This is a genomic window from Kamptonema sp. PCC 6506 (genome assembly GCF_000180455.1).
Classification (GTDB): domain Bacteria; phylum Cyanobacteriota; class Cyanobacteriia; order Cyanobacteriales; family Microcoleaceae; genus Kamptonema; species Kamptonema formosum.
This window is the reverse complement of record NZ_CACA01000024.1, coordinates 22,678-42,930: the sequence shown is the minus strand read 5'-3', so window position 1 is coordinate 42,930 and position 20,253 is coordinate 22,678. Positions and strand designations below refer to the sequence as shown.

Genomic DNA, 20,253 nt, shown 5'->3' with positions numbered 1-20,253 from the left:
GGTGAAAGGTTCCAGGCTGTGAAAGCTTGGAGTTTTAACGTTTGTTTGCGATGTTGGTACGTTTGTCCAAGTCGCGCACAATGCTGTCGTTTACAATACCACAGATGACCTGCGCTCACCTACTTTTGCAAGTTAGGCTGGGGTTGGGGCTGGGGGTTTTGTGTTGGGAAATGTCGGGCCGTCAGTTCAAGGTGCGAGTCCTTTTTGCTAACTACCTCCCGCACAGTATTTTCAGGCATGACGTTCACATTATTAGTCTTGTTGTAATAGTTTGTAACAATTTTTTCATGTTAGGGGATAGGTAAAGGAGGTAAATTGTCAAGCAAAAAAGAGAATGGGTATAAAAGGTAAATTGTCAAGGCTCAAGTTTCGCTTTTGGTTAGAAGTTGCTTTTCGCCGAGAATGGCGTAAACTACGGTTGTTTCTGCTTTGCCTCGGAGTTGAATGGAACCTACTTTTTGGGCTTCGTAGCGATCGCGCACGCAGTCAAAAGTCCTCTCCGTCACTAATAGATTATAGGGACTATCCGAAGTAACTTCCTTATTCATTGCCTCCAACCTCGCCGCGACATTGACAGCATCGCCGATGACAGAATAGTTCAGCCGCCTCGCACCCCCGACGCTGCCTGCAACCAGTTGACCAGTGTGAAGACCAATGCCAAACTTAATTAGAGGTTTGCCTTCTTCTCTGAGGTGTTTGTTGAGTTCGTTGAGACGTTCGTGCATATCTATACAGGCGGCGATCGCATTCATAGCATCTTGTTCAATTTCTTTCTCTTCGGTATGACAAAAAGGAACGCCAAAAACAGCCATGATCGCATCCCCAATATATTTGTCCACAACGCCGCCGCGATTCATAATACAGTCTGTCATCGCCTCCAAATAAGTATTCAGCCAGGTAAGCAACTCTCGCGGTCGCATTTTTTCAGAGATAGTAGTAAAACTGCGGATATCCATAAATAAAACTGTGGCTGTAACTTCTTGAGGTTCGAGTTCCCCTTGTTGAAAAATTTCAGCTTTCCGCTTCCAAATCATCTGGGCCGTTTCCGGGTCAACGTGCTTTTCAAATAGCCGCATTAACTGTTGCTTTTCATATTGTTCTCGTGCTTGTAAAGCAATACCAGCTAAGATAATTGTACCGATAGGCGAGGCAATGGGAATCCACCAGTGAGAGAAGCCAAATAATAAAGCAGCGACGGTAAACCAAGCTGTAGGCAAACCAATCGCGATCGTAGTTCTTTCCTTAACATCTCGATGGAATAAAATCCAACTGGTAACAGGGCCAATGCCTAGCAACAAAATAATTTCCCAAACTTTCGGTACTCGTCTTAGTAGCCTCGAATTAAGCAAATTATCAATCATAGCAGCATGAAGATAAACCCCAGCCGTCGTGCGATCCAGAGGTGTCCGCACCCTGTCCAAACCTTCAGCTACAAATCCGACTAAAATCAACTTATTAGTAAAGGCATCTTGTGGAATCTTTCCGGCTACAACATCGCTAAATCCATAGGTCGTTAAAAACCTAGTTTTCCCCGGCCAGTTAACCGCTACTTTTTGTTGTTCTACTCCTACAATTGGCTGAGGCAAAAGTATAGGATTACCCGGATTATGGATATTATAAATTTGAATCAATGCCGAACTAAAACTGGGAGTACCATTGAACCAAAGGTTAGCTCTACGGCTGATACCATCTGCGTCTGATTCGTGCAAAATATCGCCAACAAAAAGTGCGGCTGCTTTGATTTCTGGTACTAAGTTTTCCTCATCCCCCGTTCTAGCGAGCGCCACATTACCGCTAGCTTTTATTGCTGCTGCTAATTCAGCATCTTTTGGGCTAGGATCGATGAAAAGAATATCAAAACCAATAGCAGTTGGCGCACTTTTTTTCAAACTTTCTAGTAATTGCACGTAGCGATCGCGCGACCAAGGAAATTGACCATATTCTTGCAAGCTGCGATCGTCAATTCCGATTACGACAATTCTCCGATCCCAACCAGGATTAGGAATAATACTCCGATCGCGAAGTTGAAATAAAGTTTTGTAGCCCAAATATTCTAGAGGTCTCCAAGCACCTAACTGTAACATTCCTACAGAAACAACTGCTGCTATCGCGCCTGTTAGCCAAGGAGGATTACTTGCTAGATATTTTTGAACTACAGAAATTGTTTTTTTTAGATGCACCATCCAATCTTTAAAATTCATACCAGTCCCTAGATTAATTTTGAGTCTTGGGTTATTTATTAATAACTGCTAATTTAGGGAACTGCTAATTCATACACTCGTTCTCTCACTGATGGCCCTCGCACTGTCACCTTCAGGCGACGGCTAAGAGGCATATCTCCTTCTATTCTAAATTTACCCTCTGCATCAGTTGCGATCGCCTCCCCATTCACATATACTAAATCCATCGGTTGAACTTGACCAAATAACCGAAAAGTCCGCGAACTGATTCTTGACAAACTGCGGATTCTGAGTATACTTAAAGCCGGATTTTCTTTGGTAAAAGTTGGCTCACCTCCGAAGTTAATTACACTCCAATAACCAGCATTAACAGCAACTTCCTGTTGCATTCCCGCAAATCCTACTGCACCTTCAATTGTATCAACCCCTGTTTTACCATCAGGCCCAACATTAACACCAAAAGATGTGCCTCGAACCCCAGCAACTCCCCTGGGAGTCCGCACTCTGACAGGAGCATTTTTAGCAGAATTGGCAGCTTGTGCGACTTCGTATATTTGACCAATTCCTGTCAAGTTATTAAGACCCGCAACGCGAGTTTCACTAACTCCATTCAAGGCTCTAGAACTGGAAGATTTGCTAGCAGATGATGCTATTGATAATCTAACTCGCCCTTTACTGACAAAAATAGCTGTAACTGGATTAGCTGCGTCTGCTGATAGGGTTTCTATTTTGACAGCAGTGTTTTCTGCAACTTCAACAATTCCAGAATTATTGTCTATTACCAAAGTAACTATAGAGTCATTACCAGTGACAAGTTCATCGTCAGAAGCGGATAAGCGATCGCCTACTTTTGCCGCTCTACCGCCAATAGTAGCAGTACCGCGAAGTTCCTGTATAGAGAGCGATCGCTCTGAAGCACCCTGTCCAATTATAATATCAACAGGAGTAGAGTTAGGGAAATTTGAGACAATCGATCGAGGTATTGGGATCTGTGGGGCGAGAAATTTACTAGCATTTAGTAGCTGTTTGGGGGAGGAAGAAACAGGGCTAGCAATCGCTTCAGGCATAATCGACAAGGCAGCCAGAACAGCTAGAGATAAGGTCAGTATCTCGCTTCTAGATAAGCGCCAGTAAGTAAGAAGTTTATTCATGTCTAAATTTTGTCATGTTTAACTGTAAATACCCCCACTTTTCGCTTCCCAACGCCGCCAATCAGGAATTAGACCATATTTCTATTGTCCCACCCCGATCGCAGGATATGCTTCTTGCCTATCTTTGGGATAGAGCAAGCGGAGTCCGCACTGAGAGCGCTAAAATATAAAAATCAGTTAAAAATGGCAACTATAAAGATAAAAGTCATACGATCATCATTAAGGTGATATTAAAGGGTCATTAGCCATCGTTGAAGAACTTGAAGATATAAGCCAATCTGACATAATTAATAACATTATTATTTATGCTGTAATTCTACTGCTACACTTAATTAAACAGCAAGCCGAAAATCGTTCAACTCGCTCCTGGGAAGTATCTATTCCCAATTCTGTTTTAAAAATTCAGGGACTAAATAAGCGTCGTAAAGCAGGGGGCGTTTATTTGCCTCCTGAAGAATTGCGCCTATCTCTAGAAGAAGCATATCAGCAAGCTATTAACGAAGCTTCTCTAGAAGTGGAAGCAGGGCAGTACAAAGCTAAAGAGTTAGAACAACTGGTTAACCGAGAGCAAATTCTGGATTTAGCCTTAAATTTAATATTACGTTAGCCCCAAACAGATAAAAATAAAGTAGAGGCAAGGGAACTTCGCCTCATCAGCAACACTAGCAACAACCTATGACTCCTTCTGCGATTCAACGCCTAACCATTACCACTAATTTCCGCCGCAGTTGGCGATACTGCATCTTACCCTGCTTGTTAACCCTCGCAGTTGCACTTAGTTGCCTGCTAGCATTCACACCGGCAGCTTTTGCCGGCATCAACGACGATCGCTTCGACGGCAATATCTTCGCTCTCTACGGTGGTAATGGCTCTCTCGTACCTCCCAGAGTCACCCTTACAGATTCCTTTCAACGCAGCAAACCAGCCTTGCTGGTGTTCTATTTGGATGACAGCAGCGATTGCAAGCAATATACCACCGTAGTCTCCAACCTCCAGCAATACTATGGCCGCGCCGCTGACTTTATCCCCGTCAGCGTTGATTCCCTCCCTGCTAAACCTTTAGACTCGCTTACAGAACCGAGCCACTACTACGAAGGCGTTGTCCCTCAAACGGTGTTACTAGATCAGTCTGGCAAAGTTGCTTTCAACATCAAGGGAGCCGTCCCCTTCGAGCAAGTAGATGATGCTTTCCGAGAAGTCTTTAACTTGCTTCCCCGTAGTGAGTCTGTCGAGCTCAAACGGCGAAGGGTGAATGAGTTCAATACTGAGTTGTCGAATTGACACTCCCCGGTCTGTCAGGGGATTTCTTATAAAGTCAGGACTTAAAGCATACTTCGTAACGCCGTCGTCCCGGTGGTATCTTTACCACCAGGACGACGGCGTTACATAAGTCTTGTTTACAGTGAAATCGCCTTGGACTGTAAAAGGCTCTCTCCTACCTGTAAATACTTTCCTGGTCTTTCTGGATCTGGTATATACCAAGCCGGATTTCCCTTCGGATCTCGTCCTAATTTTGCACCGGGAACCGGTGGTTGAGGGGAGGCGCTACCATTTGCTCCTGACCCCTGTTTTTGACCATTTCCCGCTAACTCAAGAGCCTTACTACCGTTACCTGGTGAAGGCAAAAAGCCTTCGGCTTGCATTTCAACAATGCTTTGCTTGAACGTCGCGACTACAAATTCTAGCTCTGCGTCTGAATGCGCGATCGTCAAGAAACAAGGACGGTGATCCCAAATATGAATTCCCTTTTCCCGCAACCAGTAAAATAGCAATTCTCCTTCTACAAATTCTGGCGGGTAGATAACTTTAAAAAGAGAACCAAAATTTTTCGCTTGGAAGGGAACCTGCAATTGCTCAAACAAACCATTGAGATCCGCCGCTAATTTATTGGTTTTTTGATTGAGCGATTGTTGCAACTGGGGCCCGCATTGCTTCAAATACTCTAAAGCTGCTTTCGCCGCTGCTAATACCAGCGGATGGCGGACAAAAGTACCCGCAAAATAGGTGACACCAACTTCAGGAAATGAGCTGTCGCCATATTGCCAGAAACCACCATCGAGAGCATCCATAAATTTGCGATTGCCAGCAATTACCCCAATCGGTAAACCAGCACCAACTACTTTGCCATAGGTGGCGATATCCGCTTCCACGCCAAAATAAGCTTGAGAACCGCCGGGATGAATTCGGAAACCAGTAATCACTTCATCCATAATGAAAGCTGAACCCGATTTTTCGGTAATTCGTCGCAATTCATGCAGGAATTCTTTGGGTTGAAGATCGGGACGGCGACTCTGGACTGGTTCTACCATAATCGCGGCTAATTCATCGGCATGATTTCTTAAAATTTCCAGAGATTCAGGTTCGCCATAATCCACGATTAACACATTTTCAACTGCTTCTGGCATAATTCCTGGGGAGGCGGGAATTGACCGTAATTTTTTCGTTCCCCGCACGATTACTTCATCAAAAATGCCGTGATAAGCACCTGAAAAAATGGCGATTTTATTACGTCCAGTTACGGTTCTGGCTAGGCGCATCGCACCTAAAACTGCTTCCGATCCTGTGTTACAAAATGCCACGCGCTCTAGCTTAGTTAATTCGCAAATCAGTTCAGCAACTTCTCCAGCCAGAGGGGTTTGCGGCCCAATTTCATAACCTTGTTTGAGTTGTTCTTCAATTGCTTGGACAATAAAGGGTGCGGAATATCCAAAAAAGTTAGAGCCGAAACCGTTGGTTAAATCTAGATACTCATTACCGTCTAAATCCCAAAGTTTGGAACCCAAGGAACGATTGACTACAATCGGGTAAACAATCTCTTTATAAGTGGGATTAAAACCTGAGACTGTGCGCGGATCTGCGAGGTGGTGGCGGTGGGATTGAGCGTACTTTTTAGAGCTGGGAGTTTTAGCTGTATATCGCTTGACAAATGCCTCGAATTTTGCTTGTTGTTGGGAATTTAATTCTCTTCCCTGAGTGTTGATTCGCGCCGCAGCACCAAAGGGTTTTTTCTCTTCGGTTGGTGGGGGAGAATTTTGTGATGTGGGGGCGCTGCTAGTGCCATTACTACTGCCATTACCGATCGGAGCAGGTGATAAGATTGGAGGCGACTGTTGGATAGTTTGAGGAGTAGAAACAGGCAGTGCAGATGGTAGGGAAGATGAATGATTATTTCCCAACAAGTCTAGTTGCTTGGACATCAATTGCAACTGTTGAGCTACGACGGATTCTAGAGAACCGGGTTGAGTATTTGCTATGGGTACTTGGTAGTTGGTAATTGGTAATTGGTAATTGGTGACTGGCAATTGGTTTTGATTTTCTTGTCTGGTTATTTGATGTGGCGGCGGGGCTGATTCGCTGACAGTTTGTGATAAAATTGGTGCGGTTTCCTGTGGGGCGGGTAAGACTTCTGGCGGCAAATTTCCATCTAGGAATTCTGCTAAGCTGTCGAGGGTGGGGAAATCCTCTAATAACTGACGAAATGTAATTTTGATGTTGAATTTTTTCTGCAAAGCAGTTCCCACTTGCGTCAAAGCTAGAGAATCTATTCCCAATTCTACGAATAAGGTTGCAGCATCAGCAATATCAATTTCTAACCCCGAAGTTTCTTCGATGACTTCTTGTAATAAGGGGAAAATTCTCTCTTTGCGCGATTTAGTTTGATTCGCTAGGGATGTTTGCATGGTGGATGAAGAATGAGTAATGGGTAATGGTAATGGGGGCTGAGAATCTATCGCTTTTTGGGCGGAGGTGACAGCAACTTCGGCTGCTGATGGGATGCTAGCAATAGGTTCTACCCAGTAGCGTTTCCGTTCAAAAGGATAGGTGGGTAAAGGAATGAGACTGCGAGTTTCTTCAGCATAAAAACTCTCCCAGTCGATCGCCCTACCCGCCAGCCAAAGTTGTCCAACGGCAGTTAATAAAGCTGACCATTCACTATTATTAACTGCGGTATCGCTGAGGGAAGAAATTACGACTTGTTTTTTCAAGTCTTTGGCTTGTTTGCGAGCTAAGGTTGCCGCCGTTGTTCTAGGGCCAACTTCCAATAAAATTAGGGTAGAATCGTTTTGCCATAATTCCTGTACTCCTTCTGCAAAGCGTACTGTTTGCCGCAAATGTTTTGCCCAGTATAGACAATCTGTTGCTTGTTCTGCTGTAATCCAGCTAGCAGTAACAGTAGAAACAAAGGGAATTTGTGGTGGCTTAAGTTCTACTTGTCGGACATAATTAGCAAAGGTGTCGATGATGGGTTCCATCATCGGTGAATGGAAGGCGTGAGAGGTATGTAAATGTTTGCAGGTGATACCTTCGCTTGCTAATTGGCTTTCTAAGGCTGCGATCGCATCTGTTGCCCCCGATGCTACACATAAAGAGGGGCCATTAATCGCTGCAATTGCCACTTCCGCACTCAACCGCTGTTCTAAAGTGGCGGCCGGTAGGGCCACTGATAGCATGGAACCAGTGGGAAGACTCTGGATCAACCGCCCCCTTGTCGCCACTAACATTAAGGCATCTTGTAGCGAAAACACCCCAGCTAGACAGGCGGAAACAAATTCACCAATACTATGACCGATGGTCGCTTGAGGTTGAATCCCCCAACTCATCCACAGTTGAGCTAAAGCATATTCAACAACAAATAAAGCCGGTTGGGTAAAACAAGTTTGGCGTAACTGAGTCGTTGCGGCTTCAGCATCGCCACCGTCAGGGTAGAGTATATCCCGCAAATCTAAGTCCAGATGGGGTTTCAACAGTTCTGCACACTCGTCTACTGTGTCTCGGAATACAGCCTCAGTCTCATAGAGATTCAAGCCCATATTGATATACTGCGACCCTTGCCCCGGAAACATGAACGCAATCGGGCGCTGTTTGCCGTCTGTCTGGCGCGTGGCCGACTGTTGGGGAGGGAGACTATCTAGCACCTGTAAGGCATCTTCTCGGCTGCTACAGACCGCGAAGCGGCGATGATTAAAGGGTTTGCGACCGACTTTGAGGGTGTAAGCAACATCCGCGAGATTGAGTGCGGGGTCTTGCTGCAAGTATTCCCGTAAGTTAGCTGTGGCCGCATCTAAGGCCGATGGGGTTTTCGCTGAGAGTAAGAGTAATTGCCGAGGACGAGAGGGGCCAGAGGGTGTAACTGGGGGCGCTTCTTCCAAGACTGCATGGGCGTTTGTACCCCCTACGCCGAAGGAACTGACACCGGCCCGTCGAGGTGTGGGGCCGGCTTTCCATTCGGATAAAGTGGCATTGACGTAAAAGGGACTGTTGGCAAAATCAATTTTGGGATTGGGTTTGTCAAAGTGCAGCGTAGGCGGGATGAGTTTATGGTGAAGAGAAAGGGCGGTTTTAATCAAACCAGCAACGCCCGCACCTGCGATTATATGTCCGAAGTTGCTTTTAATGGTGCCGATCGCGCAGAATTGTTTTTTCTGAGTTTGAGCGCGAAAAACTTGAGTTAAGGCCTCAATTTCAATCGGATCTCCCAGGGGTGTAGCAGTTCCGTGTGCTTCGATGTAGCTAATAGTTTCGGGTTCTATGCCGGCAAAAGATTGGGCCATTGCGATCGCGCCTGCTTGACCGTCTACACTGGGGGCGGCGAAGCTCACTTTTCCCGCGCCGTCGTTATTGGTGGCCGCACCTTTAATCACAGCATAGATATAATTGCGGTCGGCGATCGCATCTTCTAAACGCTTGAGTACCACCACCCCTGCACCATTTCCGAATACCGTCCCCTGGGCGTTTGCTTCAAAGGAGCGAGTATAGCCATCATTAGAAAACATTCCCCCGTCTTGGTACAAATAGCCGCTATTTTGGGGAACGGTGACGGAGATACCACCTGCGATCGCCATATCGCATTGATAACTCAGTAAACTGTAGAAAGCATTACTAACTGTGACTAAGGAAGTCGAACAAGCAGTATAGATATTAAGACTCGGCCCCTTGAGATTTAACTTATAGGAAGTGCGGGTAGTCAAAAAATCTTTTTCATTGGCGACCATTGCTTGAAATGCACCGATCGCTTCGATTAAATCCGGTCTTTTAGAAACATTATTAGCGAAATAAGTGTTATTTCCCGTTCCGGCAAATACACCGATTAAACCTTTATAAGTGTCAGGATTACAACCCGCTTTTTCTAAAGCCTCCCATGCCATTTCTAGAAAAATTCGCTGCTGCGGGTCGATAATTTCCGCTTCGCGGGGATTTATCCCAAAGAAATCCGCATCAAATTTATCCGCATCTTTAATAATCCCTTTCGCTTTGATGTAGTTTGGGTCAGATTTTAGTTGGCTGTCAATACTGGGGTCAAGTTCAGCATCAGTTAAAAATGTCGTCGATTCAACACCATTGCATAAATTCGACCACAATTCATCGAGATTGGTTGCGCCTGGAAAACGCCCAACCATCCCGACAATTGCTACACCTTCATATTCTTGTGAATTAGTCATTAAGTTATTGATCTCCTTTAGTTTCTACAGCATGGATCGTTTCTACAAAATGTAGGTTGGGTGAAGCGCAGCGTAACCCAACTCTTTGTTAACGGTTAACGGTTAACTATAACCTACCTACTCAAAACTACTTTTTCTTTTTGCCTTCTGCCTTCTAAGATGGGTTTCGCTTTCGCTCCACCCATCCTACAAAATTAGGTGGAGTTACTTAACTATAATAGTCTAACAATCACTTCCTAGTAGGACGAAACCGAGCCATTGCTGACTTTTGTTTATCTCCTCGCTCTTGAAACTGTTCAGATGCAGAAACCTCATTTTTTCCCTGACTAGAGAGGTATTTTGCCAAGTCACTGATAGTAGGATACTGAAATACTTTTACCACTGGTAGATCGATATTAAGTTCTTGCCTGACTTTGGCAACTACTTGAAGGCTGAGCAATGAATTACCACCAAGCTCGAAGAAATTATCATCAATACCAACCTGCTCAAATTTTAACAGCTTGCACCAGATATTGGCAAGTATTGATTCCCAATGATTTTGCGGAGCCGCGTAACTCTGTTCTAAGTGCGGCCGCTGCATATCTGGCGCAGGAAGAGATCGGCGATCTATCTTGCCACTAGGAGTTTGTGGTAGGCGATCTAGGGTGATAAATATTGAAGGAATCATATAGTCTGGGAGTTTCTCAAGGAGAAACTTTCGCCAGTCACTAATGGCAATTTGTTGTTCAGTATTCAGGACAAGATAAGCTACTAAGCGTTTATTTCCGGGTTCATCTTCGCGGGCTGTTACCACCACTTGTTTAACTGCGGAATGAGTCGCTAGTGCCGTTTCTATTTCCCCTAATTCGATACGGAATCCCCGCACTTTAACTTGATTGTCAATCCGACCCAGATACTCAATATTTCCATCAGGAAGGTAGCGAGCTAAATCCCCTGTTTTATAAAGTCTTGAGTTGAAATCTTTGCTTTCCAACTCCTCTAAAAAGGGATTAGCAATAAATTTTTCATCTGTCAAGTCGGGGCGATGGAGATAACCCCTTGCTAAGTTCACCCCACCAATATATAATTCCCCTGGTACACCGACTGGTACTTTTTGCAAGTATCGATCTAGTACATACATTTGAGTATTACTAATCGGGCGACCAATAGAGGGAAGTGCGGGCCAATTAGTAGGCGAACCTGTTAAGGTAAAAGCAGTAACTACATGACTTTCTGAAGGGCCGTAATGATTGTGCAATGTGGCGTTTTTGATCTGAGAAAACAGGTAAGAAATTGCCGGACTAATTTGTAATTGTTCCCCCGCCGTGACTATTTCTCGCAGCGTAGTAGGAACTAATTCGTAGGTTTGGGCCGCTTCTGCAAGGTGCTGTAAGGCAATAAAAGGAAGAAAAAGCCTTTCAACTGATTGTGCCATCAGGAAGCTTAATAATTTACCCGCATCTCTCCGCAATTCTTCGGTAATGAAAACTAAGGTTCCACCAGCACATAAAGTTGAGAAAATCTCCTGAAATGAGACATCAAAACTCAGAGAAGCAAATTGTAGAGTTTTGGCTTGAACGCTGAGACCAGAGTTTTGAAGTTGCCACAAAATTAAGTTAACTAAACCTCGATGTTCTAAAGCTACACCTTTCGGTTTACCAGTCGATCCAGATGTATAAATTACATAGGTTAAGTTATGAGGATTAGCTCGATTAATGGGGTTAGTTTTGCTTTTTTGGCTGAGGGTTGACCAGTCTGTATCTAAGCAAATAGTTTTAGCTTGATGGGAGGGTAAATTGTCAACTAATTGGGACTGAGTAAGAATGACAGGGGCTTGGGTATCAGTTAACATAAATGTTAACCTTTCTGGAGGGTAAGCTGGATCTATGGGAACATAAGCACCGCCTGCTTTCAGAATACCTAAAATCGCGATCGCCATTTCTAAAGATCGTTCCAGACAAACGGCAACTAAGATATCGGGCCCGATGCCTAATTCCTGTAAGTAATCGGCGAGTTGATTAGCTCGTTCATTGAGTTGTTGATAGGTTAAATAAGAGTCAGGAGATTGGGAAGGGAAGGTAATAGCAATAGCATCAGGTGTACGTTCTACCTGTTGCTCAAACAATTGGTGAACGCAGTAGTTCGTATGCTCTGTTTGGGTTTGATTCCATTGACATAATTGCTCTTTTTCAGCTACAGTTAGTAACTGTAATTCCTTTAGGGGGCGATCGAGATTAGCGGCTATATTTTCTAGTAAAGTTTTCAGATGCCCTAGCATTCTAACTATTGTATCGCCATCAAAGCGTTGAGCATCCGCTTCAATTTTGAGTAAAAGTTCTTCGCCACCGTATCCGTAAAGATTGAGGGGAAAATTAGTTTGTTCTAGGAGTTGAAATTCGCGCTTAACCCAATCACCACCTTGACCTTGTAAGAGCGAGTTAATCGGTTCATCTTCAAAGGTGACAAGGCTTTCAAATAAAGAAGTTCCACTGGAAATATCGCTCCAAGCAATCGCTTCAATCAAAGGAGTATGTTCGTAGTCTTGCAATTTTTCCAATTGATTTTGGAGCGCTTCTAGCCAATTTTTTATGGTTTTTTCTGGTGAGACATTGACTCGTAAAGGTAGAGAATTGCTCAAGAAACCCACCATTGTTTCTGCACCTTTGAGGGTTCCTTGGCGACAAGTTCTAGTATGACCAAATAAGACTTCTTCTTCACTACTATAGCGACTGAGTAGCAGTGCCCACACTGCTAAAATAATCGTATTGAGAGCGATCTTATTGGCTGGGTATAAAGCTTTTAAGCTAGAAGTAATAGAGGGTGAAACTCGAATTGTTTCTATTATCCGATTGGCTTGAATACTATCTTGAACAGAGGGGCGATCGACTATTAGCGGAGTGGGTGTACTGAAGCCTTTAAAGGTTTGTTTCCAGTAGGTTTCGGCTGGCGATAGATCCTGCTTTTGTAACCATTCGATGTAGTCTTGATAAGGATAGGGTGCGGCTAGTTGTAATTCTTGTTTTTGAGACAAAGCCTCATAAAAAGTGAAAACTTCTTTTAAGACAGTGGCGATCGCGTGACTATCTAGTAAAATATGATGGAATGTCCAAATTAGCTGGTAGTCAGCCTCGCCTTGCTGGAACAAGGCTAGACGCATCAAGGGAGGTTCTGCTAGAGTAAAACCACGTTGACGATCGCTTTGCAGATAGGTAGGGAGAGATTGAGTGCGATCGCTCTCCGATAAGTTTCGCCAGTCTTGAAGTTCGATTACTATGTTTACTTGGGGATGTACTGTTTGCAACGGTTCCCCTGTTTCCGACCACCCAAAGCTAGTTCTTAAGGTAGTATGTCTCTCAATGACGAGATCCCAAGCTTGTTGGAAAACTGCAACGTTAAGATCGTGATGAAGATGACAGAGTACCTGTTCAATATCCACCCCGGATTGTTCCGCCTTGAGGTGGTGAAACAGCATCCCCTGTTGCATGGGTGATAGTTTATAGGAATAGCGATCGCTCATAAGAAGAAGGAAGAAGGAAGAAGCTTTAGTTATCTAGGAGAGAAGGAAGGAGGAAGAAGCTTTAGTTATCTAGGAGAGAAGGAAGGAGGAAGAAACTTTAGTTATCTAGGAGAGAAAACTGTACGCCCTCTGGGTGGTAATTTACCGCCCTCTGGAGAGGGCGGCGTTACTAATCTTTCCTGTTTACACCTTATCCAAACACTCATTCAAAGCCTTGGCTAAGGACTGAACGCGAGGTTCTAAGATCAGAGTTTTATGATGTCCCGGAACCTCTACGATATCTACTCCACCAGCAGCTAAATCTCCCCAGCCTAGAAAAGGCTCATAATATTCTTTTGTTGGTCGTTCAATTGCGCGTAATACAGTCACCTTCCCCGGATAAACTTTCGGCGCATAAGTGTATTGAGACTGAAAATTATTGGCCTCTATTAGCTTAAAATGCTCTGGGATTCCATCGCCATTTTTACCAGGGAACCACTGATAAAATTTCTTGACAATCTTCGCGCCTAATTTCTCAAACATCCACAGTATTCTATCAATGACGTACAAAAACTTATCCTTGAGTTTAAATCGTGAAAGATTTAAACGATGGATGTAAAACTGATAGGATAAAGATGGCACATCGGTTGATACAGTCGGACTAAAGGTATCAAGTAAAGCCAGCAAACCAACTTTTTCACCAGCCGCTACAAGTTGCTGAGCGATTTCAAATGCCACAATTCCTCCAAAGGAGTGACCGGTCAAACAATAGGGCCCTTTAGGCTGGACGCTACGAATTTCTTTGATATAATCTCTTGCCATTTCTTCAATAGTAGTGTGAGGTTGCGATTTCCCATCAAGACCTCGCGATTGTAATCCATAAACAGGCTGATCCTGACCGAGATAATGTGCTACAACCTGATAAGAAAGCACATTGCCACCAACTGCGTGAATGCAGAATAAAGGCCTTCTCGAACCCTTGGGTTGAATTGGGACTAAGCTTGACCAAGGAGCAGACCATTCTTTTTGCTGAAGAATATTAGCAATTCCCTCAATAGTTGGGGTTTGAAAAAGAGTAGCTAGAGGGAGAGTTTTATCAAACTTCTCCTGAATTTTAAAGAACAAACGCGCAGCATTCAGTGAGTGTCCGCCTAACTCGAAGAAATTATCCTTAACTCCAATCGGCTTAATTCCTAAAGTTTCTTCCCACATCTGGGTGAGTTCAATTTCTATCTCATTAATTCCTTAGAAAACTCTACAACTTGATAGCTACCTTGGGAACTTGGAGTCAAGCTTGCAGACTGAGAAATGGGCAATTTCAGTACAGGAATATTGCCACTTAATTGCTGTTTCCAGTAGGCTAGTTGGCTTTCTAATACTTCACCTTGCAACCACTGTTTTTGCCAATAGGCAAAGTCAGCATACTGGATGGGTAACTTCGGCAAAGAAGAAGGCTGTCCCTGCAAAAATGCTTTGTAAAGCGCTCCCCATTCTTTCATCAATATTTCTAATGACCAACCATCGGCAATTATATGATGTATGACTACTACTAAAAGCCTTTCCTCGTGATTTAGTCTCACTAATTTTACTCGGAATAAAGGCCCCTCTTCCAATTTGAAAGGGCGTTGAACCTCTTGGTTCAAGATTTGTAGCGCTTCTGGTTCTCGCTCAATTTCTGGGAGTTCTTCTAAGCTGATAATCGATAAAAGAGAAGAGATAAATTCAGCAATAATCTGTACGGGTTGGTTATCAACTCGTTTAAAGGTAGTTCGCAAAGCTTCATGACGTTGCAGAATTTCCCCCCAACATTGCTCGAACACGCTTTCATCTAACTCTCCCCGCAGGCGTACCGCCAATAGGATGTTATACATTGGGTTATCGGGAGCAAACTGGTTGAGTAACCACAAACGTTCTTGAGCAAAAGAAAGGGGTAAATTCCCATCTCTGGGAGCAGGTTTAATGGTGACTGTGGGTGTAACAGCTATCTCCTCAGCTTGGCGCAAGAAAGAGAGAATTTCGGCTTTGCGAGTGCTTAATTCTTTTCGCAATTCAGCAGTAAGAGCGTCCTTGGGAGCATTACAGGTTAAGCGATCGCCTTTCAATTGAATTTCTACACCTAAACTTCGCAGATCTGTCAAAAATTCAGCGGTTTTCATAACTCAATTTCCTGATGGTTTTATCAATGTTGTTATATAGTAGAAGACCACAATTAACAGAGCAACTTCTATTTTTTGATAACTTATGTAACGCCGCCCTTTAGGTGGTAAATTACCGCCCAGAGGGCGGCGTTACGTAAGTTTAGCAGTTGCTATAACTCAAATTCTTCACGTTCTTCATCCGTGTCGAAATCAATCTTTGCTCCTTGCACGTAGCGTAAAGCTTCGACTTGTTCCGCCAGGGTTTCTACTGTCGGTGCTTGAAAGAAGCTCTTCAAAGACAGTTCTACACCCAGGCTTTCTTGCAAACGAGTTATCGCTCGAATTGCTAACAAGGAATGTCCACCTAAATCAAAGAAGTTGTTACGAATACCAACTCGTTCTATCCTCAAAATCTCAGCCCAAACTTGAGCCAATTCTTGTTCTATAGGTGTACGAGGAGCAACGTAGTTTAATTCTAGTTCTAGGTGATTTTGGATCGGATTTGGCAATGCCCGACGGTCGATTTTGCCATTAGGAGTTAACGGCATTTCGCCTAAGAAGACGAAAGTTGGGGGCACCATGTAGTCAGGTAGTTTTGCTTTCAAAAAGCTCCGCAATTGCGGGATTAACTTATTGGATAATTTCTTCAGAGAGGGATTGGTTGCATAGCGGTTTAGAGGTAAGGTGGTTCTTCTTGCTTCTGGGGGAGGAGCGATTTTCAGCGCTGGGGATTTTTCTGAGGTACGTCGTTGAAAAATTGCCTCAAAGTAGCCATTTTTACTGCTGATGTCTGACCATTGTAGATTTACCGTATAGGGTAAACTCTCTTCTAAAGCCCACAAACTTTCAGGATGAATACCAGCGGGGATATTCTCTAAGGCAGCAGTCAAGTCTCCCACTGTGGGTAAGTTATCCTGATTTCTGAGCAATTTTAGAGCTTGTACTTCTTTCTGAAGCCGACTGTTAGGAACTCTTTTGATGCAATACAAATCTGGCTGATTTTCCTCCAGAATTTTCTGTACTGATTCCAGAGTTAATTGTTCGTCCTGCCAATCATGCCAGGTTGGTTCTACTACTGTTTGGGATTCGGGCTCGATGTAGAGGAAGACATCGTAGTGAACTTGAGTTGTTTCATTGAGAATGTGACCCCGGCGCAGTTGAAATTCAACTCGACCGATCGCGGGAATTTTCTCTTCTAGGGCGTAAAAGAATCCCGGATCGATCATCAGTTCTTCTTCATTGGCAATGCGATTTTCGAGGGCTTTTTTGAATTCTTCGAGAGGCATTGAGGCAGGCGATCGCTTTAAAAGGTCGGCTACATGACAGGCTGCTAATAGCCCATAACCTTGCACGTCTCCCACATAAAGGCATCCCCCTGGTTTGACGGTTTTTACCGCATTTTCCAGCACTCGCCACAGATAGTTAATATCGGGTAAATGCGGAGTCACCCCATTGATAATTACGGTGTCAAACGAAGCGATTTCTCCCTCTTTTAATTGGTCTGCTTCTCGGCAATCTAGCTCGACTTGAGTTAAGTTCCATTCAGGACTATTGACTGTTTTTCCTAGTTCCTGAATTACTAATTCTGCGTAATCTGTTCCTAAGAAATAGCTACAGTGAGGTGCAACTCTCAATAATATCTGACCGCAGCCGCAGCCAATTTCCATCGCCCGATCTGGTTTTAAGCTAAGAATCCGATCGATGGTGGGATTTAACCATTGTTTGACTTGTTCTTCTAAAGCATCCATTTCATCAGCTTTAGTCAGCTTTGCTAAGTCATCTAACTGCCAATCCGAGTCGGCGTTTTCGATCAGAACTTGCGAGAGTCCCAGAAACAAAAAGGCAACATCATCTAATTGAGAGTTGGGCGATTTCCAATCTTTTGATTTCTGGTTTGAGAGATTTTCATACCCAGATTTGTAGAGGTCATCCCATTTTTGATGCCATTCTGCTACTTGTTCGCTACTAGCATCAACTCCGGTTTCGGGATCGGCGATCGCGCTGAGATCTCCCGGTACCACATAGGCGACTAAAGTCTTCTCGCCAGGGACATCTTCGCGGGCTACTACTGCATTTTCTTGGACGGCGGGATATTGAGCTAAAACTGATTCGATCTCGCCTAGTTCAATGCGGAAGCCGCGAACTTTTACTTGATTATCAATCCGGCCTAAATATTCGATATTGCCATCGGGTAAATAGCGGGCTAAATCTCCTGTTTTATAAAGACGATCGCCATTTTGATTGCTAAAGGGATTGGCAATAAACTTTTCGGCTGTTAATTCGGGCCGATTCAGGTATTCCCTCGCTAAACCTGCACCACCCAGGTGCAATTCTCCAGCTACGCCGATGGGAACTGGTTGTAAGTGAGAGTCGAGAATATAAGTTTGGGTATTGGCAATTGGCCGACCAATAGATGGCGGTTGTTTGGCTCCTTTTTCGACTAAGGTAAAGGTTGAATAGGTGGTGTCTTCCGAAGGGCCGTAGAGGTTAAATAGCTGTTCGATACTCCCGGTTTCGTACAACCGTTGCGCTAATGCTTGAGAAAGGGGTTCTCCTGCTAAGTTGACTGTTTTTACATTGGCAGGGATGCCGATTCTGACTAATTCTGCGATCGCAGAGGGGACTGTATTCACCAATGTAACTGCTTTGACTGCCGGTAAGCTAGGCAGGTGCAAGGCATTCTCTGCGACGATGACTTTGCCACCGCAGCTTAGAGGTACAAATATCTCAAATACTGAGAGGTCAAAGCAGATGGAAGTTGAGGCTAAAACTCCCGCCAGTTGTTGGGGTGAAAATACGCTTCTGGCCCAGTCAATAAAGGCAATGGGACTATGATGTTCGATCGCGACACCTTTAGGTCTGCCTGTGGAACCGGAGGTGTAGAGTAAGTAAACTAAGTTAGCGGGCGAACTCTGGTTTGTGGGGTTATTCTGGTTGTAGGATGCGATCGTTGGCCAGTCGCGATCGAGGCAAATGCGAATTGCCGCCGATGCCGGCAATTCTGCTAGCAATTTTTCCTCAGTTAAAAGTACGGAAATTTGTGCATCTTGGAACATAAATTCTAGCCGATCTTGAGGATAGGCTGGATCTAAGGGTACGTAAGCACCGCCTGCTTTTAAAATTCCCAACAATCCTATTAACATTTCTAGGGAACGATTGACGCAGATCCCCACTAGCACTTCTGGCCCCACTCCTAATGTTTGTAAATAGTGTGCTAGTTGATTAGCTTTGGCGTTTAATTCCCGATAAGTGAGTTGTTGGTCGTCAAAAATTGCAGCTACGGCTTCCGGGGTAAGTTCTACCTGCGCTTCAAATAATTGGTGAACGCATTGAACTTGAGGTAATTCTTTTTGCGTCTGATTCCAAATTGTCAAGATTTGGGCTTTTTCATCTGCCGGTAAAATCTGAAGTTCGGAGATTTTTTGCTGAGGATCGCTGGCAATTCCTGCCAATAAAGTCTCAAATTCTTGCAGGCGACGGCGGATCGTTTCAGCCGTAAATAAATCCGTATTATACTGACATTCTAAGATCAGTTTGTCGCCCAAATCTACAGCATTGATGAACATCTCAAAATTCTCAGAAATTCTGGGATTCGAGAAAAATTCTGCCTCTAAACCCTCAAACTGAAGGCTATTACCCTTCAGGGGTTGATCGATATTACAAATTACCGATACCAGGGGAATTCGACTGGGATCTCGCGGCAGATTTAATTGCTTGAGGACGCTACCAAAGGTCATTTGTTGGTGTTCGTAAGCGTCTAAAATTGCTGCTCTTCGCTGTCGTAGGTAATCGCTAAAGGGTCGCTCTGCGTCAATTTCAGTTCGCAGTGGTAGTAAATTTACGCAGTGACCTACCAGTTGGCTTTTATCGGCAAACAGTTGACCTGCTGTCGGCATTCCTACTACTAAGTCTGTTTGTCCCGATATCCGGTAGAGAAAGATTTCAAAAGCCGCAAACACGGTATTTACGAAACTACAGCCGAGCTTTGCGCCTGCACGTTTAAGCGGTGTCACCACAGAGGCATTAATTTCCCAATCTTCCCGTAAAGAGTTATAAGTTCGGAAAGGAGGCCGCGATCGATCTATAGGAAGATTGAGGACGGGAACTTGATTAGCAAATTTTTCTATCCAGTAGTTTTCAGCGGCGCGAACTTCTGAAGAATTTGCTTGTTGCTGCTGTAATAATGCGTATTCGCTGAAGCTTTCGGGTAGGGGTAAGTTAGGGGAAATACCTTGTTTTAATGCGGAGTAAATTGCACCTAAATCTGGGATAAATACCCCCCATGACCAACCATCACAAATAATGTGGTGAGCTGTAATGATTGCCAGGTGTTCTTCAGCTTGCAATTTGATAATTTGCACGCGCAATAGGGGGCCATGTTCGAGATTGAATGGTTGCTCGACAGCTTGTCGCCGCAGTTGTGCGAGTTGGATTTTACGCTCTTGTTCGCTTAATGCTGATAAGTCAATTAAGGGAATTTCCAGGTTGAGGGATTCTGTAATACAAAGGGTGGAGCCATCGGCACTTAAGGTAGTCCGCAGTGCTTCGTGTCTTTGCACAATTGCTTGAAAGGAAGAACGGAGTATTTCTAGATTGAGGGGGCCGCGCAACCGCAGGGATTGGGATTCATTAAAGGCACAATTTGCTTCATCTCCCATTTGTACAGATAGCCAAATTTCTTTTTGTGCTTCTGTTGCGGGTGCTGTCACTAAGATTTCACCGCTAGCAAACGGATCGAACTCAACGGCAGTTGCATTGAATTGTGAATGTAATAACTCGTTATTCATTTCTCAACTTTCAATAAATTAGCAACTTTCACAATCTAACATTTCTGTGTTTATTGTAGTGGAGATTTAAAAAGATCTCCAC

9 protein-coding genes are annotated in these 20,253 nt (G+C 44.2%); 2 read left to right on the top strand and 7 right to left on the bottom strand.

Going from position 1 to position 20,253, the window contains the following annotated elements:
• Positions 1-362: 362 nt before the first annotated feature.
• Together OSCI_RS01460 and OSCI_RS01455 are read right to left on the bottom strand one after the other, a co-directional pair.
• On the bottom strand, positions 363-2,201 hold the full coding sequence (locus OSCI_RS01460; RefSeq protein WP_007353065.1) for a CHASE2 domain-containing protein: 1,839 nt from the start codon (positions 2,199-2,201) through the stop codon (positions 363-365).
• A 53-nt stretch (positions 2,202-2,254) separates the two neighbouring features.
• Positions 2,255-3,331, bottom strand: coding sequence for a FecR domain-containing protein (locus OSCI_RS01455; RefSeq protein WP_007353064.1), 1,077 nt, complete (start codon positions 3,329-3,331; stop codon positions 2,255-2,257).
• A 229-nt stretch (positions 3,332-3,560) separates the two neighbouring features.
• Between OSCI_RS01455 and OSCI_RS28105 the strand changes: the two genes are divergently transcribed.
• Together OSCI_RS28105 and OSCI_RS01450 are read left to right on the top strand one after the other, a co-directional pair.
• Positions 3,561-3,938 (top strand): DUF29 family protein, encoded by a 378-nt coding sequence (locus tag OSCI_RS28105; protein WP_071592460.1) that lies wholly within the window; start codon positions 3,561-3,563, stop codon positions 3,936-3,938.
• 68 nt (positions 3,939-4,006) lie between these two features.
• On the top strand, positions 4,007-4,612 hold the full coding sequence (locus OSCI_RS01450; protein ID WP_007353062.1) for a thylakoid membrane photosystem I accumulation factor: 606 nt from the start codon (positions 4,007-4,009) through the stop codon (positions 4,610-4,612).
• A 116-nt stretch (positions 4,613-4,728) separates the two neighbouring features.
• Here OSCI_RS01450 and OSCI_RS01445 read toward each other — a convergent pair whose 3' ends face one another.
• The 5 genes from OSCI_RS01445 to OSCI_RS01425 form a co-directional block, all read right to left on the bottom strand.
• Positions 4,729-9,771, bottom strand: a complete 5,043-nt coding sequence (locus OSCI_RS01445) for a type I polyketide synthase (RefSeq protein WP_007353061.1) — start codon at positions 9,769-9,771, stop codon at positions 4,729-4,731.
• Positions 9,772-10,000: 229 nt separating this feature from the next.
• Positions 10,001-13,267: a non-ribosomal peptide synthetase gene (locus tag OSCI_RS01440; RefSeq protein WP_007353060.1), complete on the bottom strand. Its 3,267-nt coding sequence runs from the start codon at positions 13,265-13,267 to the stop codon at positions 10,001-10,003.
• A 183-nt stretch (positions 13,268-13,450) separates the two neighbouring features.
• On the bottom strand, positions 13,451-14,458 hold the full coding sequence (locus tag OSCI_RS01435) for an alpha/beta fold hydrolase (RefSeq protein WP_007353059.1): 1,008 nt from the start codon (positions 14,456-14,458) through the stop codon (positions 13,451-13,453).
• A gap of 17 nt (positions 14,459-14,475) precedes the next feature.
• Positions 14,476-15,402: a condensation domain-containing protein gene (locus OSCI_RS01430; RefSeq protein WP_007353058.1), complete on the bottom strand. Its 927-nt coding sequence runs from the start codon at positions 15,400-15,402 to the stop codon at positions 14,476-14,478.
• Positions 15,403-15,554: 152 nt separating this feature from the next.
• On the bottom strand, positions 15,555-20,171 hold the full coding sequence (locus tag OSCI_RS01425) for a non-ribosomal peptide synthetase (protein ID WP_007353057.1): 4,617 nt from the start codon (positions 20,169-20,171) through the stop codon (positions 15,555-15,557).
• Positions 20,172-20,253 lie beyond the last annotated feature (82 nt).